Source organism: Flavobacterium sp. ST-158 (genome assembly GCF_058309975.1).
The window spans coordinates 122,637-146,074 of the sequence record NZ_JBZEEN010000008.1 but is presented as its reverse complement, the minus strand read 5'-3'; the positions used below and the strand labels follow the sequence as shown (position 1 = coordinate 146,074).

Below are 23,438 nucleotides of genomic sequence, written 5' to 3'. Positions count from 1 at the left end.
TGTTATTTTAAAATAACGCCCGTTCCATTTAATTCAGAATAGTCAATTTTTCCATTTTGAATTTGAACGCCATTTGCAATATCTTCAGATAAAAGTAGGGCACCATCCATGTCCACATAATCCAATTGTGGCAATAAATGGGCAATTGCCGAAATACCGACAGAGGATTCAGTCATGCAGCCTACCATGGTTTTTAATCCTAGTTTTTTGGCTTGTTGAATCATTCTTCTGGCAGGAGTTAATCCGCCACATTTTACCAATTTAATATTCACACCGTGGAAATGATTGTAACATTTGGCTACATCTTGTTCAATAATGCAGCTTTCATCAGCAATAATTGGTAAAACAGAATGTTTGAATATGATCTCGTGTCCCTTCCAATCATCTGCTTTTAGTGGTTGTTCTAGAAATTCGACTCCAAGTTTTTTGAATTCAACAGCATTGTTAAGTGTTTCTTCAATTCCCCACCCACAATTAGCGTCTATTCTAAAAATAGCATCGGTATGTTCTCTTAAGGCTTTAACTATAGCTAAATCTTCACTTGTACCTAATTTTATTTTATAAATAGGCCATGGTAATTCTTTCATTTTAGCTACCATTTTGTCTATAGTATCAATTCCGATGGTGTAATTAGTCAACGGGTTTCTTTCAATGTTATAATCCCAAATTTCATGGAGTTTTTTTCCTTTTTTACGCGCATGCAAATCATGGAAAGCCATATCTAAAGCACAAAGTGCAAACATGTCGTGTTTTAAGTAAGGATGTACTTTTGCCCAGAAATCCTCGGGAGTTTCATCTGCCATAGATTCAATGAGAGTTCGTATTGCTTCTAAATCCTGTTTCATCATTGGCACACTAATGTTGTAATAAGGGTTTGAAGTTGCTTCACCATATCCGGAGAATCCGCCATTTTTTAATTCTACAATTAAAGAGGGCTGAATATCGATTGATTCTCTAGAGATTGTAAAGGTGTGCTTTAATTGTAGCTCGTATTCTCTAATAATCATTTCCATAATAGTCGCGTTTTATGATAAAATTAAGCTATAAAAATGAATATTATTTACTACAGATGAAGAATTTTTATTTTCGGATTATTTTAATCTCATTTTGCAGATATAATAAAAAAGCATAGTCATAAAAAAGTATTCTGTAAAAACAGGATTTTTGAACTACGTATTTAAATCGACGAAATGCAACATCTTGTGATTTTTAAGTCTTTTTTTGCTTTTTTATGTTGAAAAAAAAATATGATTTTTCAATTAAATTGTTTAATTATCGGTATTTCTTTGGGATATTATCATAAAAAATGATATTTTAGCTAAAATTATTTACGATATGGATACTTGTGAAGAAAAAAAGAAATTGCTTTTAGAGATGATTGCTTTTGCGACAGTTGATGGTCAATTGAGTAAAAAAGGCTATGATTTTTTATTTCTAATTGCTAATGAATTGAATTTTGAAAAAGGAGGGTTTATTGACTTATTGAGTCAGGAATTACCAAAGTTGCCAGAGAATATGAAATTGAACCGAATCAAACAGTTTTATCAGTTGGTGGTCTTTTTTCAGAATGATGGTGTTTTGTATAAACAAGATCCTGATTTAATAGTTCATATCGCTATTAGTATGGGATTAGATATTGATGCAATTAGAATTTTAATGAAAAAGGTTAAAAATGCTCCAAACAATGTTATACCAGACGAAGTATTATGGAATATTTTTCACGAAGAAACTGAATATTAAGCCAGTTGTTCTTGTAATTTTTTTATTTCATCTCGTAATTTTGCGGCTTGCATAAAGTCCAGTTCTTTTGCGGCTTTTTCCATTGATTTTCGTTTCTCACGAATGCGTTTTTCAATTTCGTCTTTAGATAAGTATTCGGTAACTAATTCTGCAGCCGAATTCATAGTGTGACCCAATTCGTATTCCACCAGTGGGTTTTTAGTAAAGGCACTGTCTATTTTCTTATTCAATGCTTGCGGAACGATGTTGTTAGCGGTATTGAAATTAATCTGTTTTGTTCTGCGATAATTGGTTTCGTCAATTGTTTTTTGCATGCTATCTGTAATTTTATCGGCATACATAATAGCTTTTCCATTTAAGTTACGTGCTGCACGACCAATAGTTTGCGTCAACGAACGATGCGAACGCAAGAAACCTTCTTTGTCAGCATCTAAAATAGCTACAAGGGAAACTTCAGGTAAATCCAGTCCTTCACGTAATAAGTTGACTCCAATTAAAACATCAAAAATTCCTTTTCGTAAATCCTGCATGATTTCAATACGTTCCAGAGTATCTACATCAGAGTGAATGTAACGACAACGGATGCTGACTTTAGTCAAATATTTGGCCAGTTCTTCCGCCATTCTTTTGGTTAAAGTCGTCACCAAAACACGTTCGTCTAGCTCACAACGTTGTTGGATTTCCTCAATTAAATCATCAATTTGATTCAAACTGGGACGAATTTCGATAATTGGATCCAATAATCCAGTAGGACGAATTACTTGTTCTACATAAACCCCATCGCATTTTTGTAATTCATAATCCGCTGGTGTTGCTGATACATAAATGACTTGGTTTTGCATGGCTTCAAATTCGTCAAACTTTAAAGGACGGTTGTCCATTGCCGCTGGCAAACGGAAACCATATTCCACTAAGTTTTCTTTTCTACTTCTATCTCCTCCATACATAGCATGAACCTGAGAAAGCGTTACGTGGCTTTCGTCCACCACCATTAAATAATCTTTTGGGAAATAATCCAATAAACAGAAAGGACGTGTTCCGGCCAATCTGCCGTCCAGATAACGGGAATAATTTTCGATACCGGAACAATAACCCAATTCGCGAATCATTTCTAAGTCGAAATTAGTTCGTTCTTCCAGTCTTTTGGCTTCCAGATGTTTGCCTATTTCTTTAAAATAATCTACTTGTTTAACTAAATCTTGCTGAATTTCCCAAATAGCGCCTTGTAGCACATCTGGAGAAGTCACGAACATATTGGCTGGATAAATAGTGAGTTTTTCAAATCGTTCAATCACTTGAGCTGTTTGAACATCAAAGCTTTCAATTTCCTCGATTTCATCACCAAAAAAGTGAATCCGATAGGCATCATCTGCATAACTTGGGAAAATTTCCACGGTATCCCCTTTGATTCTGAAATTACCAGGTGTAAAATCGGCTTCGGTTCTGGAATACAAACTTTGCACTAAACTATGCAATAATTTGGTTCTGGAAATTTCCTGATCTCTTTCTAATGCAATGACATTTTTTTGAAATTCGACAGGGTTTCCGATACCGTACAAACAAGAAACTGAAGCTACCACAAGAATGTCTCTACGACCAGAAAGTAGGGAAGAAGTGGTGCTTAAACGCATTTTTTCCAACTCTTCGTTGATAGATAAATCTTTTTCGATAAAAACCCCTGTAACCGGCATAAATGCTTCGGGTTGGTAATAATCGTAGTAGGAAACGAAATACTCTACCGCATTATTAGGGAAAAACTGTTTGAATTCCGAATACAACTGAGCTGCCAGGGTTTTGTTGTGTGCCAAAACTAAAGTTGGACGTTGTACTTCCTGAATAACATTTGCTACTGTAAAGGTTTTTCCGGAACCCGTAACCCCTAAAAGTGTTTGAAACTTTTCGCCATCTATGATACCTTGCGAGAGTTTGTCAATAGCTTGGGGTTGGTCTCCCATTGGTTTGTAATCCGATACGACTTGGAAATTCATTTGTTTTTTGTTGCAAAGTTTGAAGTTGCAAAGTTACAAAGTTTATTGGCAATCTGTTTTAATTGTTGTTAAAGCTATGTTGAGCTACAATAGAACGAAACATTGTCTATTAGTTAATCATCTAGTCCTTTTCCGCTAAGAATTTTTTCAAGGTGTTTTTCAATGCGGGCTTCGCGGGTTTTAGCTTGTTTGGCCGAAGAAAAATATAATAAATAGGCTTTTTGACGACCAGGAGTTAAAGTTTGGAACGCTTTTTTTAGTTCAGGCATATCATCTAAAACAGTCTGGAATTCTTCTGGCATATGGAATTCTGCGGTAGTTTTCATTACGACTTTTAAACCTGCTTTTTCTATAGCAATCGCTTCCTGTATGTATTCTTTGATAACTGATTCTAATTTTTCAATTTCTTCCACATTTTTAAATCGAAGTTGTCTTCGGTCCTGAACGTTTTCTGTTTGTTGAATTAGAATTTTTTTCTCGTCTTTCATTAAAACTCCCTTGAAAAACAGTAAAGCACAATAGTCTTTGAAACCGTGAATTAATACCACGTTAGCGTTATCTTGGGTGTAGCAAGGATGCATCCATTTGAAATCTTCCTCTAGTGCGCATTCCATAATTATTTCTCTTAGCAGTGTCATTTCGTCTTGCCACTTTTTTGCTTTGCTTAAAAATTGGGCTACTTTAGGATTCATAATTTTTTTAATGTTAAAGTTACTATTCGAGCTCGAAAAAAAAAGTTAATCATTAAATTATTTTAGCCAACTCCATCGTTTAGCCCAATCTTCTAGGATAGCATTACGCCATTTTAGAATGGTTTTTCCGCCTTGAATTTTTCCATCAAATAAAGAGCTGTCTGATTTGTCACTGTACCAGTTGTTACCTAAAATATAACTGTCTTTTTGTTGTTTGCCAGGCCATAAATTAGTCACTACAATATCGCCTTCAAGACCATTGAGTTCGGCAATTTCGGAACGAATTTGATAATGTATGTTTTCTGCTTTTTTAGGAATGTATCTTATGGCATAATCGCCATTTCCTAAATAGTAACCAGACCATTTTTGGATATTATTCCCGTATGGTATTTCCATAGTAAAACAAACAGTATTGATAGGAAGTTCTTTTTTTGGGCCTTTTAAATGCATTTCAATAATGGAACAATAAGCAACAGTGTCTTTTAGAGTTGTTGTACCGTGGTAGATAGTTCTAGGGCTATGCGTTATTTTTTCAAAGCTGCCTCCCCAGCTTTCTCTGCCTGGATTATCAGGATTTCCATCCATTAGGTAAAATAGAGAAGGGGAGTCACCCATTTTGATTTCTCCGTTATAATAGCTTTTAAAGTCTTTTCCCAGATGGCCTGCTCCCTGAATAACGGTGTCAAAATAGTCAGAGGTTTTAACGGTATCGGGTTCGTTATTGTGAGAAAAGAATCCGTAATAACTAGAGTTTACTTCGATAAAGAACAAATTAGGAAAGTTTTTTACGATGTAGGCATAGCTGTTAGCGCTCCATTTTTTGTTGGGTCCGCCTATCCAGTATATTTTGATTTTATTCTGAATTTCAGGTGCATCGTGCAAGGCTTGTGCAATATCTTCAAGACCGCCCCAACCTAAAACCCATAAGGGTTGATCGCTTTGTTTTTTGGCACATTTAATGATCCAATCGGAACCTTCGGTTGCTTTGGTGAATCCTGAAAAGGGAGCATTTCTTTTAAGCCCCTGTTTGGTAATGGAGCGGAGGTATTTTGGCTGAGCCAGTTTTTTATTGTGTTTTTTCAGTTTTGGAAGATCCTTTTCGTAAAGGTCAATCATTCTAAGAATCTCTTCTTTATTTCCGTTGCCATAGGAAGGAGATGAAACCAAACCTTCTAATTGAAACAAATCACTGTATATGAATAAATGCGTCATGGACTGATTGTCATCAGGATCGGTACCTCCAATATCAGTACTTATAAGTACCCTGGGTTTTGTAGGTGTCGGATTTTGTGCTACAATTGAAAATTGGGTCAAACAAATAAATGCCAGTAAAAACAGCTTTTTCATAATTCTTTTTTGTTTATAATCGATGTTGGTTTTTTTCTAGTTGACTAATGCTTCAATTAAAAACTGTTTAATTGAAAAACAGATGCGTTAAAGATATTTTTTTTAGATAAAAAAAACAAACAAAAGAAATAAAAAGAAATAAAAAGAAAGTAAAAGAAAATAATAAAAAATTATTTATTAAAAAAGAGGCTGCTTTATCTCAAATTCCCAGTCTTGTTGTTGGGTTTCGGTCAGGAAAGACCAGGCTAGTATGCGACTTGTTTTTTGTCCTTGTGTCATGTCGATGGTTCTAATTTGAGCAGCGTTGACCTTGTTTAAGGTTTTGTATAAACTTTTAAGGTGTGAATGTTTAGAAACAAGTGTGGTAAACCAAAGGCACTGCATGGGGTAGCGTGCACTTTCATAAATCATTTGGGTAATAAAGCCCAGTTCGCCACCATCGCACCATAATTCGCTATTTTGCCCACCAAAATTCAAAATGGCTTTAGTGTTTTTTTTATCAGCTAAATTATTTACTTTTCTCAGGCTACCTTTGCTTGCTTCTTCTGCTGATTTATGGAATGGAGGATTGCAAATGGTAAATGCAAATTTATCTTCGGGAGTGATGATGTTTTTAAAAATAAATCTCGGCTCCAGCTGTAGTTGTAAGCTAATGGCATCAATCAATTCAGGATTCGCTTCGATTATTTTACTGCAATTATTTAAGGCTTTTTCGTCAATATCAGTTCCAACAAAGCTCCATCCGTAAATTTTATTACCAATAATAGGATAGATACAATTAGCTCCAACGCCTATATCTAAACCTTCTACTTCGTCTCCTGTGGGTACAACTCCGCCATTACTTTCCGCTAATAAATCGGCAAGATAATGGATGTAATCAGTTCTGCCAGGAATGGGTGGGCAAAGGTAATCTTTAGGGATATCCCAGTTTTTAATGTCGTAAAAGTAAATTAATAAGCTTTTGTTAAGGCATTTTACCGCATCAGGATTACTGAAATCTATGCTCTCTATTTTGTGTTCGTTAATGAAAACAAAAGGTTTTAATTCAGGGCAACTTGCTATAAGTTGTTCAAAATCATAACGGGAACGATGTAAATTTCGTGGGTGTAAGTTTGATTTTTCAGTAATTACTGCCATTTTAAGGAGAGCTTAATTTTTTGCAAAGGTAGGGTTTTTATTTATGAATGGCAATGCTTAGTTGTTTGTCTTTGAATTTGTTAGGGATATTTTATTATTCAAAATAAGAAATGGGAGTTTTGATAGAAAATCCATCATTCTTTTTATTGTAAATGCATTAATCCATACATTCCATCAGTAATAAATCGCCTTCTTGGTGTTCAATTACAACCAAACCATCTTGTGCCACATGATTGCTGCTCCCTGTACGATAACCAATGGTAAGACTGTCATCTTTTAATGGGTAAAATAGGTTTTCGGAATGAATTCCGCTCACGTGTCCTATTGGAATTAAGGAAATTGGAGTGTTGGCAGTATACCATTTTTCGAATCTTCGAGGCAATAAAAATACTTTAGAATGATCGTCTAGGATTACAATTTTTAGTTTGTCTCGATAGCGTACAATATTGGTCAGATTCGTAATGGTATGATCGGCGCGTCTTCCGGTAGCCCAAACCACATTTACCGCAGGGATTTTTCTTTCGTACAAATAATCAAAAGCTTTTTCTAAATCGGTTTTGTCTTGGTCAGGAGTATGGATAATTTCTAGTGGATATTGTTTCTCTTTGTAATAATTTGGGTCAAAATCGCGGTCAAAATCACCTAAAAGAACATCTACTTTGATATCTAACTCCATAACACGTTCTATGGCTGAATCTAATACAATTACTAGCGGAGACCATTCCAGTAATTGTCCTAATAATTCAGGATTGCAAGCAGCGCCATTGGCTATAATTAAAGCAGGTTCTTGATCGTCGCGAACTATATGATGTGATGACAAAGGAGTATAGATTTAGAGTTCGGTATTGAGTTAACAAATATAGCTATTTTTTCTGCCACAGATTCGCTGTGTTTAGTAGCTTTTAATAGAATCTAAAATTATTGGATCTCATAATGGCGCATGTCTGTTTCTCCTAATGCAAAATACCCTAAAGGATAGTTTTGTGGATTTGTTAGGTTTTTAATATTTCCTCTAACCGTTGCTGGTGGAGTTTGAAAAGGGCCGCCTGAATTGTTACCTATTATTCCAATTAAAATTGTCATGTAGTTGTAGTATTCTTTAGAAATCCCCATATGAGTCAATTCAATTGCATCACCAGTTTTTAGTTCATCATTTTGAGATCGACTAAAAAATTCATTTCCTTGAAAGAACTTATCTTCATCTGCATTATAATTTACTGTGGCTTGGTTTGAGTATTGGTAACGGTATAAATAGTAGTTGTCTATGTTATCAGGATCATTAAAATAAGCTTTGATTTCGATGTCTTTTCCTGTAAAACCGCCATTGTTGTTTTGCTCTATTCGGGTAATAGGCGCTAAGGATTGAAAGGTTTCTGTTCCGGTATAGGTTTCTTCATTGTAAATGATAGTTAGTGTATAGGTTTCGCCTATTTTAGGGACAAAATTGGTACAGGCATATTCACCTGTTTCAGGAATTTCGTCAAAAGTAAAAACGGTATTTTCGCTGTTGTTAATGGTTACTTTTGCGCCGGTAACAATAGGGATTTCGGTATTATAATAGGAGGTTGTGGTCGTTAATTTTATTTTTTGGGCTTTTCCAGTGCTGCCTTTTATCCATACAATTGATGCGTCTACCACTAAGCGTGGAGGAGCGGTGTCTAATTTTAAATCGACTACTTCTTCGCAACTTGTGAATAAGCAGATAAGAAGAATAAAGAATGGTAAAAATATTTTTTTCATATTTTTAAAATTTAAAATTATAACTCACCGCTGGTACGATTCCAAAAATGGAAGTTTTTACGGCTTCATTAGCGCCAGTGTCTGTATTTTGTCTAAAATTCATAGAAGCTGCATTTTGTCTGTTGTACAAATTGTAAATACTAAAAACCCATTCGCCTTTCCAGTTTCTATCTTTGTTTTTAGTTGGCGTTAAAGTTGCTGAAATATCCAGATGATGGTAGGTAGGTAAACGATTTGCGTTTCGTAAACCATAACTAGGAACATCTACACCTAAATAATTATATTTGCCATCAGGATAAGTTACAGGTTGTCCGGACTGCAAAATAAAATTGGCTCCAAAATCCCATTTTTCATTCAAATGATAGGCAGATGTTATGGCTAAATTATGTGTTTTGTCATAGGCCGAATTGTACCATTTTCCGTAATTAATTCCTATTTCTTCAGGAGTTCTACCCGGTGTTTGTTGTTCAGAGCGCGATAAGGTATAAGAAATCCAACCGTTTAAGCGACCTTCGTTTTTCTTGAACATCATTTCTAAACCATACGAACGCATTCTACCATTTAGCACTACTTGTTCAATGGCGTCATTTGCAATCAAATCGGCGCCATCAATGTAGTCCATTCGGTTTTGGATTTTCTTGTAATAGCTTTCTATTTCAATAGCATAATCGCCATTGCGAATATTTTTAAAGTAACCAATAGCAACCTGATCTGCAATTTGTGGTTTGATGTAATTGTCACTCGGCATCCATACATCCAATGGAGTAGGCGAAGCAGTATTAGAAACCAATTGTAAATATTGCAACATGCGGTTATAGCTAGCTTTAATTGCCTGATCATCGTCTAGTTGATAAGAAATCGCAAAACGTGGTTCTAGATTGTTGAAACTTTTAATGGTTTTGTTTTTGCCGTAATAAGTACTGCCTATAGGTGTCGCTTTTTCGTATATCTGTAAATCTGAATTAAAGTGTACCGGATTGTTGTTGTCGTATCGATTGATGGTCGAATTTCCTAAACGATAAAACAGACTATAACGCAATCCATACGCCAGACTTATTTTTTTAGTAAGCTTGTTTTCAGCTTCGATGTATAGTGCGGGTTCAAAAGCATATTTTCGGTCTAATTGATCAGGGTTGATTCCAGAATCGGCACTAGAAGGTTTGATGGTTCCTGGATTAAAATTGTAATAAATAGCATTGGCACCGTAATTTAACTTGAATTTTTCGGAGATGTAATTCTTAAAATCATATTTGATGTTGTAGTTCTTAATCCCCGAATCCCAATTGAAACCTACAAAATCTAAATCCAGTCCGTAGTAGTAATCGCTGTAAATCAGGGAGAAATTTGAAAATAATTTATCAGAGAACAAATGATTCCAGCGTAAATTCAATGTTGTATTTCCATAAGTATTGCTAAAACTTTGATTGATAGCAAACACATCACGACCAAAATAACCCGACAAATAAAGGTTATTGTTGTCGTTTATTTTATAGCTCAATTTGGTGTTTAAATCATAAAAATAGGCCGAATTGTCTTTTTGTTCCGGTGAAAGTTTTAGGAACAAATGAGCATAAGAAGCTCTTCCGCCAATTAAAAAAGAACCACGATCTTTAACAATTGGACCTTCGGCAAGCAGTCGACTTGAAATTAAACCAATTCCGCCATTCATATGGAAATCATTGCTATTTCCATCTTTTTGATAAATGTCTAAAACCGAAGAAGCTCTTCCGCCAAAACGAGCCGGAATTCCTCCTTTATACAATTTTAAATCCTTGATAGCATCGGGGTTAAATACAGAGAAAAAACCAAAAACATGGGACGAATTGTAAATAGTAGCTTCGTCAAGAAGAATCAAATTTTGATCGGCACCACCGCCACGAACATTAAAACCGGATGCTCCTTCGCCAGCATTTGTAACTCCAGGCAAAAGCAAAATAGATTTAATAACATCGACTTCTCCTAAAACAACAGGCATTTTTTTAATGGTAGACATAGCCATTTTGTTTACACTCATTTCAGGAGTTCTAGTATTCGCGCGACCATGATTGTCAGTGATTATCACTTCATTCAATAGCTCTCCGTTTTCAGTAAGAGCCCAATTCCTTTTGGTACTTTGAATCAAAGAAATAGTCTGTTCAGTGTTTTGATATCCTATATAACTAATGAGTATTTTTTGGTTTCCTTTTGGTACACTAATAGAATAAAAACCATATTCATTAGTAGTAGTCCCAATTTTTAAGTCTGGAAAATAGATATTGACACCTATTAGAGTTTCATTGTTTTTAGCGTCAGTGATAACTCCGCTTAAGGTAAATTTTTCCTGAGCAAAAATAGTGGTGCTGATAAATAAAAGGACAAAAAGAAAACTGATTTTTTTTGAATTCATTTTAGAAAATTTGTAATGCAAATGTCAATTATTTGCAAAGGAATATCAACTGAACAACTGTTAATTTATACTTATTATTGTGAGCTTGTTCTTATTTATACTTCAGAAACCGTTAATAGTGATTCTGATTCCTGTTCCGGATTCTTTTTTAAATGTTGGTTTACTCGACTCAGTAAAACAATGGACAGACAGGAAATCCCAATAATGATATATCCTAAGGTATTGTAGTGTTCTAATGGGCTGAAATTGTCTTTTTGTGTCACAATTGTCCCCGCGAAGGCAGCAGCAATTCCTCCTGAAATTTGTTGTAATGAAGAGTTGATACTCATAAAAGCGCCTCTGTCTTCTTTATCAGGAACCGAGGTAACCAAAGCTGTGGAAGGAACCATTCGACTCATAACTCCCATCATCATAATCACATTAATTAAAGCGACTAATAAGAATGGCGTTTCTCCTAAATTGGTGTAAATAGCAACTGTAAAAATGGTCCAGATAGTTGCGGCGGTAAAAATTTTGAATTTATCAATTTTGTCACTCAGTTTTCCAATAACTGGCATAATAATTAAGGTCGATAAGCCAGCAATCATGAAGATTAAAGGAAGTTGTTCTTCGGTTATTTTTAGATTATTAATAGCAAAAGCACTACCGAAGGGCATCAGCATAAAACCTCCAATAGAAAGAATAGCTGTTGCCGCAAAACCGATACGATATTCTTTTTTGCTAATGGTATGAAATAAATGTTGGAGTGGTGATTTCTCTTTTTGAATGGCTAAATGTTCTGTAAGAGGCTTTAATTTTAAAGCAATTAAAACAGCTATTGCTATTGCCATGACTGCTACCCATAAAAAAGGAGCGTGCCAATCCCAGGTTGTAGCAATATAAAGACCGAGCGGGATACCAAAGATTTGGCTTGCGCCAAAAGCCATTTGGATAAATCCCATGACACGACCTCTTTGTTGCATCGAAAATAAATCGGTTACAATGGCCATTGAAATCGATCCGATGACACCGCCAAATAATCCTGTAATAATTCTTGCTGCAACTAACAAAGGATATGAAGTGACCAATCCGCACAAAATAGTTCCTAGGATAAATCCTGTATAGAAAAAAAGCAATAACTTTTTACGATCAAATTTATCTGCGAACCCAGCAGTTAATAAACCTGATATTCCTGCACTGAAAGCATAAGCCGAAACAACTAATCCAAAATGTGAAGGTTTTATTTGCATTGATTTCATTAAAATATCTCCTAAAGGCGACATGACCATGAAATCTAATATGACTGTAAATTGAGTGATGGCTAAAATAAAAATTGCAAATTTTTGGTAAGAGGTAAATGGGATGCTATGTGAGGTGTTTTTTTTCATAACTTATTCATTTAGTTCAGAACATTTGTAATCTTGTTCTGTTATTATTTTTATTACTTGTTCCGTATTTAATGTTTTGGTTTCAATACGTAAAACAGAATCGATATCTTCTAAATCAATATGCCATTGTTCAATTTCAGGATGAGCATTCAATACGGGGCTTACTATGGCTCTATCTTTCTCGGTTTTGATATTAGTTCCAAAAATCAAAATAGTATTGCTATTCGTTTCCATACGTTTTTAGTTTAAGGTGTTAATGCTTTTAGGACTAACTGAAATGTTTCGTCTGTAATTTTTTTGTTGAGTTTAAATGGGCCTCCGCCAAAATTTTTTCCATCTCTTTCAAATCGAAGTAAAGAGTATAAAGGACCATAGGCTATACTCCAGAATACTTCTTTGGAAATTGTAGGGATGAGTTCTTTTCGATCAATTGCATTTTTAAAAAACGTTCCCATTATAATTTTAAATTCGGTCAAACTTTCATCTAAAATGGATTCGCTATAACTGGAATGAGTCAATACTTCCCAACAACTTACCTCCATGGGGAATTCTTGGGTAAAAAAACTTCTGTTTTCCCATTGTTTGTATAATCCCTCTTTGAAAGACATTGTAGGAGAGAAATCCTTAGCCATTTCGCTGAAGAATTTTTTTCCAATTTCGATCCCAATTTTTTTGATTAATTCATCTTTGTCGGAATAGTAGATGTACAAGGTAGCTACGGAAATCTTACTTTCTTTAGCTAATCGATTCATGCTAAAACCTTCAATGCCTTTCTCGACCAACAATTCAATGGCTTTTTGTTTTACAATTTCTTCTTTTTGACTATCTCTGGTTCTCATGGTTTTAATTCTTGCAACAAATGTATTAATTATAAATGAATGTTCGTTTATTTATAAATAAAAAGCAAAAAAAAAGACAACCCTTTCGAATTGTCTTTGGATATATGATAAGAAAAAATTAAGCCGTTTTTAAGGTGGTAATTTTATCTAAAATAGTATTTAAAGTTACACTAGGACGCATCGCTTTGCTTACTAAAGCTGGATTTGGTTGGTAGTAACCTCCAATTTCCTGAGCTTTTCCTTGAGCGCCGATTAATTCAGCATCAATTTTAGCTTCGTTTTCAGAAAGTTCTTTTGCAATAGGAGTAAAGATAGCTTTTAAATCAGCATCTTTATCTTGAGCAGCTAATGCTTGAGCCCAATATAAGGCTAAATAAAAGTGAGAACCACGGTTGTCAATTTGGCCTACTTTTCTAGCCGGAGATTTATCGTTTTGCAAGAAAGCATCATTTGCCTGATCTAAAGTTTCAGAAAGAACAATTGCTTTTTCATTGTTTAAACTTTGTCCTAAATGTTCTAAAGATGCACCTAAAGCTAAAAATTCTCCTAAGGAATCCCAACGTAAGTAACCTTCAGTTACAAATTGTTCAACATGTTTAGGAGCTGATCCACCTGCACCCGTTTCGAACAATCCGCCACCGTTCATTAATGGAACGATAGATAACATTTTAGCAGAAGTTCCAACCTCTAAGATAGGGAATAAGTCAGTAAGGTAGTCGCGTAATACGTTTCCGGTAACTGAAATCGTATCTAATCCTTTTATAAGTCTTTCGCAAGTAAATTCAGTTGCAGCAATTGGGTTTAAGATACGGATGTCTAATCCAGTTGTATCGTAATCTTTTAAGTATAGGTTTACTTTTTCGATTAATTGTCTGTCGTGAGCTCTGTTTTCGTCTAACCAAAAAACAGCAGAAGTATCGGATAGACGTGCTCTGTTTACAGCCAGTTTTACCCAGTCCTGAATAGGAGCGTCTTTTGCTTGACACATTCTGAAAATATCATTAGCTTCAACAGCTTGTTCCATTAAAACAGTTCCGTTTGTATCAACAACGCGAACAACTCCGTTAGCTGACATTTGGAATGTTTTGTCATGAGAACCATATTCTTCAGCTTTTTGGGCCATCAAACCTACGTTTGGAACTGATCCCATTGTAGTTGGGTTAAAAGCGCCGTGTTTTTTACAGAAATCAATAGTAGCAGTATAAACTCCAGCATAAGAACGGTCTGGAATAATAGCGATAGTATCTTGTGGTTTTCCTTCTTTGTTCCACATTTGTCCAGAAGTACGAATCATAGCTGGCATAGAAGCATCTACAATTACATCTGATGGTACGTGAAGGTTAGTGATTCCTTTGTCTGAATTTACCATAGCAAGAGCTGGTCCGTTTGCAATTGCCTGATCGATAGCAGCTTTTACTTCTGCTTCTTGTGCGTTACCTGCAATTTTAGCATAGACATCACCTAAGCCGTTTTTAGTGTTTACTCCTAATTCAGCAAATAAAGCAGCGTATTTTTCGAAAACATCTTTGAAATAAACTTCAACGATAGCGCCAAAGATGATTGGGTCAGAAACCTTCATCATAGTCGCTTTCAGGTGAACAGAAAGTAAAACTCCTTTAGCTTTAGCTTCAGCAATTGTTTTAGCAACAAAAGATTTTAAAGCGTTTAAGTGCATTACAGAACTATCAATAATTTCACCTGCTTTTAATGGAGTACTTGCTTTAAGAACAGTAGTTGTTCCGTCTTGTCCAACAAATTCGATTTTTACATCAGTAGCATCAGCTACCGTAAGTGATTGCTCGCTTCCGTAGAAATCTCCACTTTCCATAGAAGCAACTGCTGTTTTTGAATCAGCAGACCAAGCGCCCATTGAATGTGGATTTGCTTTAGCGTAGTTTTTTACAGCTTTCGGTGCTCTACGATCAGAGTTTCCTTCACGTAAAACCGGGTTTACTGCCGAACCTAATATTTTAGCATATTTTGCTTTTATTGCTGCATCAGCATCGTTTTGTGGAGCCTCTGGGTAGTTAGGAACCGCATATCCGTGTGCTTGTAATTCAGCAATAGCTCCTTTTAATTGAGGAACAGATGCAGAAACGTTTGGTAATTTGATGATGTTTGCTTCTGGAGCAGTAGCTAGTTTTCCTAATTCAGCCAATGAATCTTTTACTCTTTGCTCCTCAGTTAAAAACTCAGGAAAATTAGCAAGAATACGAGCGGCAACTGAAATGTCTTCTGTTTCAATTTCGATTCCTGCAGTAGCAGTAAAAGCTTCAACGATAGGTAAAAACGAATAAGTAGCTAACAAAGGTGCTTCGTCAGTTAATGTGTAAACAATCTTTGATTTTTGTGTCATTTTTTTTATTTTATAATCGTAATTCTTTAAGGAAGAATATGAAATGTATTGTTTGCTTTGAATAAAGCGGTGCAAAGATATGTAAATCAGACTAAAATACAGTCTTGTTTGTTATAGAAATAGCTGAATTATGGGATAACTAACGACAAGCTTGTAAAATGTTATTTTTTTTAAGAGATTTTGATGACTTGTCTTTGTTTTAATATGGTTTTGTAAAAAAAAAGTCTCGACATTGTCGAGACTTTTATGATAAAGAGATAAAAAATTATCTTCTTTTGTCTTTAATTTTTGCTTTTTTACCAGTAAGTTCTCTGAAGTAGAAAATTCTAGCTCTACGTACAGCACCTTTCTTATTGATTTCAATTTTTTGTAAAGCTGGTAAGTTGATAGGGAAGATACGCTCAACACCTACTGAACCTGACATTTTACGAATTGTAAAAGTTTCAGTAGTTCCACTACCTCTTCTTTGGATTACAACTCCTTTAAAGAACTGAGTTCTTGTTTTTTCACCCTCTTTAATTTCATAGTAAACTGTGATTGTGTCTCCAGCTCCGAATTCAGGGAAATCTTTTCTTGTAACAAATTCGTTATTAACGAAATCTACTAAATTTGCCATTTTAATTGCTAATTTTTTGTTTAAAATCGGATCAACATTCACGGGTATCGCCAGAGGTTAATCAAATGTGGGTGCAAAAATAAAAAAAAGTTATGAGTTATCAGTTATGAGTTGTGAAATATTTTCGTTAAAAAAAATGAGTTATAGGTTAAGAGTTAGAGATATAACTCTTAACCTATAACTTTTAACTTTCTTCCAATAAATCCGGTCTTCTGTTTTTAGTATGTTCATAAGCCATGTCTTCGCGCCATTTGTCAATTTTTGCGAAGTTTCCACTGGTTAGTACTTCGGGAACTTTCCATCCTTTATAGTCGGCAGGTCTAGTGTATATAGGACCTGATAACAAATTATCTTGAAAACTATCAGTCAATGCTGAGGTTTCATCGCTTAAAACTCCCGGAATCAATCGGATTAAAGCGTCTGATAGTACTAATGCACCTAATTCACCTCCGCTCAATACATAATCACCAATCGAAATTTCTTTAGTGATAAAATGGTCGCGAACTCTTTGATCTACTCCTTTATAATGTCCACATAAAATGATAATGTTTTCGAACATAGACATCGTATTAGCCATTTTTTGGTTCAGAGTTTCTCCGTCTGGAGACATATATATGATTTCGTCGTAATTTCTTTGGCTTTTTAAATGTGTAATACAATCGTCAATAGGTTGTACTGTCATGACCATTCCTGCTCCTCCACCATAAGGATAATCATCCACACTTTTTTGTCTGTTTGTGGTATAATCTCTTAAATTATGGATGTGTACTTCAACCAGTCCTTTATCAATAGCTCTTTTCATGATCGAAGCTTCAAATGGACTACGTAGCAATTCAGGTAAAACAGTAATAATATCAATTCGCATATGTGCTTGTCTAAATTTTGAAGCCACAAATGTACAAAGTTTTTTCAGGAGCTTATAAATTGATATGGATTAAAGCTTTTTTTAGGATTAATTTTTTGAAAATTAGTATGTTAATTTTTTTTGATATGTATTTTGAATTTAAAAAAGTTATATTTTTGAGTGTCCCAAATTTATTATCAAAGTGCAAAAGAAAAAATTAATTAAGAATTTGATTTTGTGCCGCATACAATTTTAACCTGCGAATGAAAAATATACTATTAGGAGTATTTGTGATAGGAATACTTTGTGGTTTTGGAGTAAATTCCAAATCTTTGAAAAAAAATCAAAATGAAAGTCGATTGGAATTTGTAACCAAGGAAGAAAGAATTTCCGAACAAATTGTTGCAATAAAGTCGATGCTAAAATCAAATCCGAAGTTTAATAATAAGATTGTTTTTTTGCTGGATATGAAAATAATGTCGGGTAAAAATCGCTTTTTTGTTTATGATTTAATTCAGGATAAGATTATCGATCAGGGTCTGGTAGCTCATGGACTGGGTTCAGGAATGTTTAGCGATTTAAGATTTAGTAACGAAAATAATTCCTATTGCACTTCATTGGGTAAATATTATATTGGGCAAAGTTATTTTGGTGATTTTGGAAAAGCCTATAAATTATATGGTTTGGAATCGACAAATAGCAATGCTTTTTCAAGAAATATTGTTTTGCATCAATATGATAAAGTCCCTTATGAGGAACAGAATACTTATATCTGTAATAGTTTAGGTTGTCCAATGGTTAATGAAGTTTATTATAGTAGAATTCAAAAGTTGATTGATAATTCAAAGTCTAATATCATTTTGGATATCTATTATTAATAGTCTCTTTTTTGCTTTAGCAAACTATAAAGTTTTCCTAATATTTTCTTCGTAAAATTCTTTATGGTTAATTTTGCTGTCCCTTAAAATTAAAGAGTTTTAGGGAAGTTAAACTTATTTGTTCTACATGTATTTATCTAAAAAAAATGTCCTTTTTATGGCGTTTGCCACAGGATTGATAGTGGCTAATTTGTATTATTGTCAACCTTTGATTGTTTTAATAGCCCGTGAATTTAATATTCCTAATTCCGATGCAGGGACTATAACCTATCTTACTCAAGCTGGTTACGCGATTGGTTTGTTTTTTATGGTTCCGCTAGGTGATAAAATTGAACGGAAAAATCAAATTTTGATTACCACTTTTGCAACAGTGATTGCTTTGATTGTTGCAGCTACTGCACAAAGTTTTTTGGTTTTAGAAATTGCGTCTCTTTTAATTGGGATTAGCTCTATTGTGCCTCAACTTATTTTACCATTGGCCGCGTCTTTAAGTGAACCGGAACAAAGAGGTAAGGTTGTGGGAACTATTATGAGTGGTTTGTTAGTTGGTATTTTGCTTTCGCGAACCTTAAGTGGTTTTATTGGAGAAGTTTTAGGATGGCGTGCCATGTTTTGGATTGCAGCAGGACTGTGTTTGTTTTTATTGTTAGTTATCCAAAAGCAATTTCCGTACAACAAACCTGTTTTTGAAGGTTCGTATGGTCAGTTGATTGGTTCACTTTTTACTTTGATAAAAGAACAGCCTTTGTTGCGTGAAGCTACTTTAATTAATATGTTTTCTTTTGCGCAGTTTGGTGCTTTTTGGACAACGATGGTTTTGTTGTTGTCAGCAGATCCTTTTTCATTTAATAGTGCTACTATTGGTTTGTTTGGAATTATAGGAGCTTCAGGAGCTTTGGCGGCTCCTTTGGTGGGAAGATTAGGGGATAAAGGAGGTTCAAGAGTAGCGGTAGGCTATGGCTGTTTGTTAATTGCTTTAAGTTTTGTGATTTTTTATTTTTCAATCACGAATATTATTGGGATTGCTTTAGGAATAGTATTTATTGATATTGGTTTGCAAGGAATTCATATTTCTAATCAAACCAGAGTTTATGCTATATTGCCTGAAGCTAGAAATAGAATGAATACGGTTTTTATGTCTTTTAGTTTTTTAGGAACTGCTGCTGGTTCGGCTTATGGTTTGCTTTTATGGAAACTTGGCGGGTGGCAGGCCGTCACTTTGGGATGTTTATTGTTGTCGGGTTTTGCTTTTGCAGTTTATGGAATGACATATCAATCCAAACGGAAAGCGTTAGAAAGCGTTCACGAATAAAAAATTAATTTGTAAATTTGCACTTCAATAAAAAATAATAAAAATGGAAAACGGAATATATGCTAAATTCAATACCGCTAAAGGTTCGATTTTAGTGAAATTAACTCACGATTTAACACCAGGAACAGTAGGTAACTTTGTGGCTTTAGCAGAGGGAAATCTAGAAAACAATAAAAAACCTCAAGGAGTAAAATATTACGACGGATTAACTTTTCACAGAGTAATTCCTGATTTTATGATTCAAGGTGGATGTCCATTAGGTTCAGGTACAGGAGATCCTGGCTATAAATTTGACGATGAGTTTCATCCAAGTTTAAAACACGACAAACCAGGGGTGCTTTCTATGGCTAATGCAGGGCCTGGAACTAATGGTTCTCAGTTTTTTATTACTCACGTACCAACTTCTTGGTTAGATGGAAAACATACTGTTTTTGGTCATGTAGTAGAAGGACAAGATGTTGTTGATGCTGTGGCTCAAGGTGATGTTTTGGAAACTTTGGAAATTATCCGTGTGGGTGAAGAAGCTGAAAAATGGAATGCTGTTGAAGCTTTCAGAGTTTTTGAAGGAAACAGAAAAAAACGTTTAGAAGCAGAGAAAGCTGCTGCTGAAGAAGCAATGGAAAAATTAGCAGCTGGATTTGAAAAAACAGAAAGCGGATTGCGTTACCAATTCATCCAAAGAGGTGAGGGTAAAAAAGCAGAAAATGGAAAAACAGTTTCTGTTCACTATACAGGACAATTGCCTGATGGAAAAGTTTTTGACAGTTCTTATCCACGTAAAAAACCAATCGAATTTCCATTAGGACAAGGAAATGTAATTGAAGGATGGGACGAAGGTATTGCTTTGTTGCAAGTAGGAGATAAAGCGCGTTTTGTAATTCCGGCTCACTTAGGATATGGTTCTCGTGGTGCAGGTGGAGTAATTCCGCCAAACGCTACTTTGATTTTTGACGTTGAATTAATGGACGTTAAATAATTTAGATTTCAGAAAGCAGAATTTAGAATGCAGTTTTGTTTAAATATAAAAGCGATTTTCAATTTGAAAATCGCTTTTTTTATAAGTGCTAAAAGATGATGTTAGATGATTATTCTAAATCTAATTCTTTTTTTATAATTTGACTTTCATTTTTTCTTTCAGACTTTCTTCTCTCAGACTTTTGTTTTTGAATATACTTATTTATGTTCCCAATACACATTTCGTATTCAGCCATGAATGAACCTTGTTTAATCATTATGCCATTCATAGGACAAGTTTCATATCCACAATTATGTTTAGAATATTCACCGAAATTTTGGTGCCTGATTCTTTTTTCGCGTAGTATTTTTTCTTGATTTATTCTGATTTCATTCCAAATTTTTTCTTTGTCTCCATTTGTTAATTCCAATCCTAAAGTTTTTACTTTAATATAAGTCCAAGGATCTTTTATTTGAAGAAATTCGAAAGTTTTGAGGAAAATATTATTGGCAAAATCTCGAACCTGAATTTTTTCTTCAATGGTTATTTTTTCATTCTCGGAAATTGAACGATAAAGTCCTAAAGTGTTGAAATCAGAGTAGTTTTTGTGGTTTTTTATATAGAATTGATATTCTTCAAAACTCATGCTGTTAAATTTTTTTTCAATTACCATATTATTCCTTTTTTTGAATATTTACATCTAATTTCTGAATTCTGCTTTCTGAATTCTACAAACTATTTTTTCCATTTAATATTACAACCAATACTAGGTTTTTGGTCTGGATTTATAATTCGGTTGTAGAGTACGCTGTCAATGGCGCCTCGCAAATCACTTCCGCTTAATGGAATTCCATTTCCGGGACGGCTATCGTCCAGTTGTCCGCGATAAACTAATCGGTCTTGTTTGTCAAATAAATAAAAATCAGGAGTGCAAGCTGCTTGATATGCTTTGGCTACTTCTTGTGATTCATCATACAAATAAGGAAATTCAAATTTGTTTTCAAAGGCAAATTCGCTCATTAATTCCGGAGCATCCTGCGGATAATTGACCACATCGTTACTTGAAATCGCAATGATACCAATTCCCTGAACCCGATAATCATTGGCAATGCGAACTACTTCTTCCATAACATGATGTACAAATGGACAATGATTGCAAATAAAAAAAACCAATGTTCCTTTGTCTCCTTTTAAATCTGAAAAAGAATAGTAGTTGTCAGATTTGGTGTCTTTTAAATAAAATTCAGGAGCTTTTGTTCCTAAATCAATCATATTGGAGGGAGTTCTTGCCATTTTTTTAATTTTTTTCAGTCTATAAAGTTACTAAAATAGAAGGCTGTTTGTATCGTAAAAGCTATTTTTGACTAAATTAAGAATTTATAATTTTTTGAATTTAATGGTAGAAAGTAATTTGACTTGGGCTGAATTTGAGAAAGTAGCTATGTATGTAGGGACAATTATTGCGGTAAATGATTTTCCTGAAGCCAGAAAGCCAGCATTTCAGTTAAGTATTGATTTTGGAGAATCTATTGGCGTTAAAAAAACTTCGGCACAAATCACAAAAAGATATTCTAAAGAAACGCTTTTAAATCGTCAGGTGGTTGCGGTAATTAATTTTCCAAAGAAACAAATAGGCAAATTTATGAGCGAATGCCTCGTTTTAGGTGCAATGGGGCATGAGGGAGATGTTATCCTGTTAGCACCTGATTTTAAAATTGAAAATGGCTTGCGAATAGGATAAATTATTATGCATTAATGCAAACTAATAACTTTGGTTATTTGCCATTGGTTGTTGATAAAATGCCAAATGATAATAAATTTACTAACTTTAGAAATAGTTGATGACGGTTCTTGATTGTTATGGAATTTATGCAGTCCTATTTCTACCGCACCAAAATTCTTTATAGGGTAGACTTCGATACTTCCTTTAACTAATTTACGGGTAACTTTTCCGCAAATATTTTTTTTAGTAGCATCTAATATTTCTTTTTTGGAAGTCATTAAACCTCCCTGATCGTGGTAAAATTCCAGGCTGTCCGAATATAGTGTAGCTTGTTTATTGATGTCACAAGTATTGTAAGCGGTAAAAAAAATACTATCCATCATAGCGATAGTATCGTATAGTTTTTTATCGTCTGTAATATAGGTATATGTTTTTTGCTGCTTAATATTTTTTGAAGTAATACATGCGCTTAGACAAACTGTGATGAGTATTAAAAATAGAAATTTAAAAACAGGTTTTTTCATGAATTTTATAATTTTAGCTCCTAAATAAACAAAGAGGAATTAGAAGATTGTTTGGTTTTGTATGTTGAGGAAATTTTAAAATTCATTTTATTTCTGGTTATAAATTTAAGCCTAATTCATTTTTCTATTTTTCTACCGGTAAGTTATGGTCTTGTCCCCATTCTGTCCAGGAACCGTCGTAAATGGCTTTGGGTTGGTTGTTTGAAATCAATTCATAAGCAATTAAATTGATACAGGCGGTAATTCCGGATCCACAAGAAAAATACAGGTTTTGATCCTGATGTGGTAAAATTTGCTGCAGTTCTTCTTTGCTTAGATAATGTCCATCTTTTAAAACTTTTGAAAAAGGTAAATTTACTGAATTCGGAATATGTCCGCTTCTAAGTCCTTCGCGAGGTTCTTCTGTTTCTGCATTAAATCTGTCAGCAGAACGAGCGTCGATAATTACAGCATCTTTTGAAGTAATATTGTGTAAGATTTGAAATTTGTTTTTAAACATTTCAGTTTTGTAATGTGCTTCAAAATCACCTTCTCTAAATGATTTTGGAGCTACTTTTTCGGTTTCAAATCCTTCTTTTTGCCATGCTGGAAAGCCTCCGTTTAATACCCAAACATTTTCATGTCCCATACTTTTAAATAAATACCAGGCTCTTGGACTGGAGTAAATTCCTTTAGTGTCATAGACTACTATTTTGCTGTGTTTGCTGATACCTAGTTTTCTTGCTTCAGCGGTAAAAGTTTCTGGGCTAGGGAGTGTATTGGGTAATGGGTTAGAAGTATCGCTAAATTTATTTTTAATATCAAAAGTGCGTGCCCCGGCGATTTGTAAATCATGAGGCGGAGTGTCTAAAACAGCATCCAGAATGATAAGTTCGGGATTGTTAATGTTCTCTTGGAGCCAACTTACGGATACAATTGGGATTTTCATAAGGCAATTTTTTTGAGATTAAATGTAGCACTAAGTTACAAAATGCTTCCGCAAAATTGAAGTAAT

Annotated in this window: 23 protein-coding genes; 5 read left to right on the top strand and 18 right to left on the bottom strand. The window is 34.4% G+C overall.

The annotated features are described in order from the left end of the window. Positions 1-2: 2 nt before the first annotated feature. On the bottom strand, positions 3-1,013 hold the full coding sequence (locus AC4FRF_RS13235; RefSeq protein WP_491160030.1) for a dipeptide epimerase: 1,011 nt from the start codon (positions 1,011-1,013) through the stop codon (positions 3-5). Positions 1,014-1,335: 322 nt separating this feature from the next. Here AC4FRF_RS13235 and AC4FRF_RS13230 point away from each other — a divergent pair, with 322 nt between their 5' ends. After that, positions 1,336-1,740 (top strand): excinuclease ABC subunit B, encoded by a 405-nt coding sequence (locus AC4FRF_RS13230; protein ID WP_491160029.1) that lies wholly within the window; start codon positions 1,336-1,338, stop codon positions 1,738-1,740. Here the strand turns inward: AC4FRF_RS13230 and uvrB are convergent. From uvrB to trmD, 13 genes are all read right to left on the bottom strand, one after another. Continuing rightward, a complete protein-coding gene (gene uvrB / locus AC4FRF_RS13225) occupies positions 1,737-3,728 on the bottom strand; it encodes an excinuclease ABC subunit UvrB (protein ID WP_491160028.1) in 1,992 nt (663 codons plus the stop codon). The two genes, AC4FRF_RS13230 and uvrB, sit on opposite strands and share 4 nt — an antisense overlap. Before the next feature lie 113 nt (positions 3,729-3,841). Continuing rightward, positions 3,842-4,420 carry a YdeI/OmpD-associated family protein gene (locus tag AC4FRF_RS13220; protein WP_491160027.1) on the bottom strand — a complete coding sequence of 193 codons (579 nt, stop codon included), beginning with the start codon at positions 4,418-4,420 and terminating at the stop codon, positions 3,842-3,844. Between the two features lie 57 nt (positions 4,421-4,477). Next, positions 4,478-5,767 carry a nucleoside hydrolase-like domain-containing protein gene (locus AC4FRF_RS13215; RefSeq protein ID WP_491160026.1) on the bottom strand — a complete coding sequence of 430 codons (1,290 nt, stop codon included), beginning with the start codon at positions 5,765-5,767 and terminating at the stop codon, positions 4,478-4,480. Between the two features lie 177 nt (positions 5,768-5,944). Continuing rightward, complete coding sequence (gene rlmF / locus AC4FRF_RS13210; RefSeq protein WP_491160025.1) at positions 5,945-6,904, bottom strand: 23S rRNA (adenine(1618)-N(6))-methyltransferase RlmF; 960 nt, start codon at positions 6,902-6,904, stop codon at positions 5,945-5,947. A 157-nt stretch (positions 6,905-7,061) separates the two neighbouring features. Then, on the bottom strand, positions 7,062-7,724 hold the full coding sequence (locus AC4FRF_RS13205) for a thiamine diphosphokinase (RefSeq protein ID WP_491160024.1): 663 nt from the start codon (positions 7,722-7,724) through the stop codon (positions 7,062-7,064). A 98-nt stretch (positions 7,725-7,822) separates the two neighbouring features. Next, a complete protein-coding gene (locus tag AC4FRF_RS13200) occupies positions 7,823-8,644 on the bottom strand; it encodes a DUF4249 domain-containing protein (RefSeq protein ID WP_491160023.1) in 822 nt (273 codons plus the stop codon). A gap of 4 nt (positions 8,645-8,648) precedes the next feature. Beyond that, positions 8,649-11,030 carry a TonB-dependent receptor gene (locus AC4FRF_RS13195; protein ID WP_491160022.1) on the bottom strand — a complete coding sequence of 794 codons (2,382 nt, stop codon included), beginning with the start codon at positions 11,028-11,030 and terminating at the stop codon, positions 8,649-8,651. Between the two features lie 95 nt (positions 11,031-11,125). Further along, entirely contained in the window at positions 11,126-12,397 is a 1,272-nt protein-coding gene (locus tag AC4FRF_RS13190; RefSeq protein ID WP_491160021.1) for an MFS transporter, read from the bottom strand. A 3-nt stretch (positions 12,398-12,400) separates the two neighbouring features. Further along, entirely contained in the window at positions 12,401-12,631 is a 231-nt protein-coding gene (locus AC4FRF_RS13185) for a hypothetical protein (RefSeq protein ID WP_491160020.1), read from the bottom strand. Positions 12,632-12,642: 11 nt separating this feature from the next. Beyond that, a complete protein-coding gene (locus tag AC4FRF_RS13180; protein ID WP_491160019.1) occupies positions 12,643-13,236 on the bottom strand; it encodes a TetR/AcrR family transcriptional regulator in 594 nt (197 codons plus the stop codon). Between the two features lie 118 nt (positions 13,237-13,354). Beyond that, on the bottom strand, positions 13,355-15,592 hold the full coding sequence (locus tag AC4FRF_RS13175; protein ID WP_491160018.1) for an NADP-dependent isocitrate dehydrogenase: 2,238 nt from the start codon (positions 15,590-15,592) through the stop codon (positions 13,355-13,357). Positions 15,593-15,857: 265 nt separating this feature from the next. Beyond that, positions 15,858-16,208: a 50S ribosomal protein L19 gene (gene rplS / locus AC4FRF_RS13170; protein WP_491160017.1), complete on the bottom strand. Its 351-nt coding sequence runs from the start codon at positions 16,206-16,208 to the stop codon at positions 15,858-15,860. Positions 16,209-16,392: 184 nt separating this feature from the next. Next, positions 16,393-17,073, bottom strand: coding sequence for a tRNA (guanosine(37)-N1)-methyltransferase TrmD (gene trmD, locus AC4FRF_RS13165; protein ID WP_491160094.1), 681 nt, complete (start codon positions 17,071-17,073; stop codon positions 16,393-16,395). Between the two features lie 242 nt (positions 17,074-17,315). On the opposite strand from trmD, the gene AC4FRF_RS13160 reads away from it, so the two are divergent. The 3 genes from AC4FRF_RS13160 to AC4FRF_RS13150 all read left to right on the top strand — a co-directional run bounded on the left by AC4FRF_RS13160 (position 17,316) and on the right by AC4FRF_RS13150 (position 20,218). Next, entirely contained in the window at positions 17,316-17,930 is a 615-nt protein-coding gene (locus AC4FRF_RS13160) for a murein L,D-transpeptidase catalytic domain-containing protein (RefSeq protein WP_491160016.1), read from the top strand. Positions 17,931-18,087: 157 nt separating this feature from the next. Next, a complete protein-coding gene (locus AC4FRF_RS13155; protein ID WP_491160015.1) occupies positions 18,088-19,242 on the top strand; it encodes an MFS transporter in 1,155 nt (384 codons plus the stop codon). Between the two features lie 43 nt (positions 19,243-19,285). Continuing rightward, positions 19,286-20,218 carry a peptidylprolyl isomerase gene (locus tag AC4FRF_RS13150; RefSeq protein WP_491160014.1) on the top strand — a complete coding sequence of 311 codons (933 nt, stop codon included), beginning with the start codon at positions 19,286-19,288 and terminating at the stop codon, positions 20,216-20,218. A 109-nt stretch (positions 20,219-20,327) separates the two neighbouring features. On the opposite strand, the gene AC4FRF_RS13145 is transcribed toward AC4FRF_RS13150, so the two are convergent. Together AC4FRF_RS13145 and AC4FRF_RS13140 are read right to left on the bottom strand one after the other, a co-directional pair. Beyond that, positions 20,328-20,843: a hypothetical protein gene (locus tag AC4FRF_RS13145; protein ID WP_491160013.1), complete on the bottom strand. Its 516-nt coding sequence runs from the start codon at positions 20,841-20,843 to the stop codon at positions 20,328-20,330. 89 nt (positions 20,844-20,932) lie between these two features. After that, positions 20,933-21,490, bottom strand: a complete 558-nt coding sequence (locus AC4FRF_RS13140; protein WP_491160012.1) for a thioredoxin family protein — start codon at positions 21,488-21,490, stop codon at positions 20,933-20,935. Positions 21,491-21,593: 103 nt separating this feature from the next. Here AC4FRF_RS13140 and AC4FRF_RS13135 point away from each other — a divergent pair, with 103 nt between their 5' ends. After that, a complete protein-coding gene (locus AC4FRF_RS13135; protein WP_491160011.1) occupies positions 21,594-21,938 on the top strand; it encodes a tRNA-binding protein in 345 nt (114 codons plus the stop codon). An 11-nt stretch (positions 21,939-21,949) separates the two neighbouring features. Here the strand turns inward: AC4FRF_RS13135 and AC4FRF_RS13130 are convergent, their stop codons facing one another. After that, on the bottom strand, positions 21,950-22,444 hold the full coding sequence (locus AC4FRF_RS13130; RefSeq protein ID WP_491160010.1) for a nuclear transport factor 2 family protein: 495 nt from the start codon (positions 22,442-22,444) through the stop codon (positions 21,950-21,952). Positions 22,445-22,568: 124 nt separating this feature from the next. Continuing rightward, entirely contained in the window at positions 22,569-23,372 is an 804-nt protein-coding gene (locus AC4FRF_RS13125) for a sulfurtransferase (RefSeq protein WP_491160009.1), read from the bottom strand. Between the last annotated feature and the right edge of the window lie 66 nt (positions 23,373-23,438).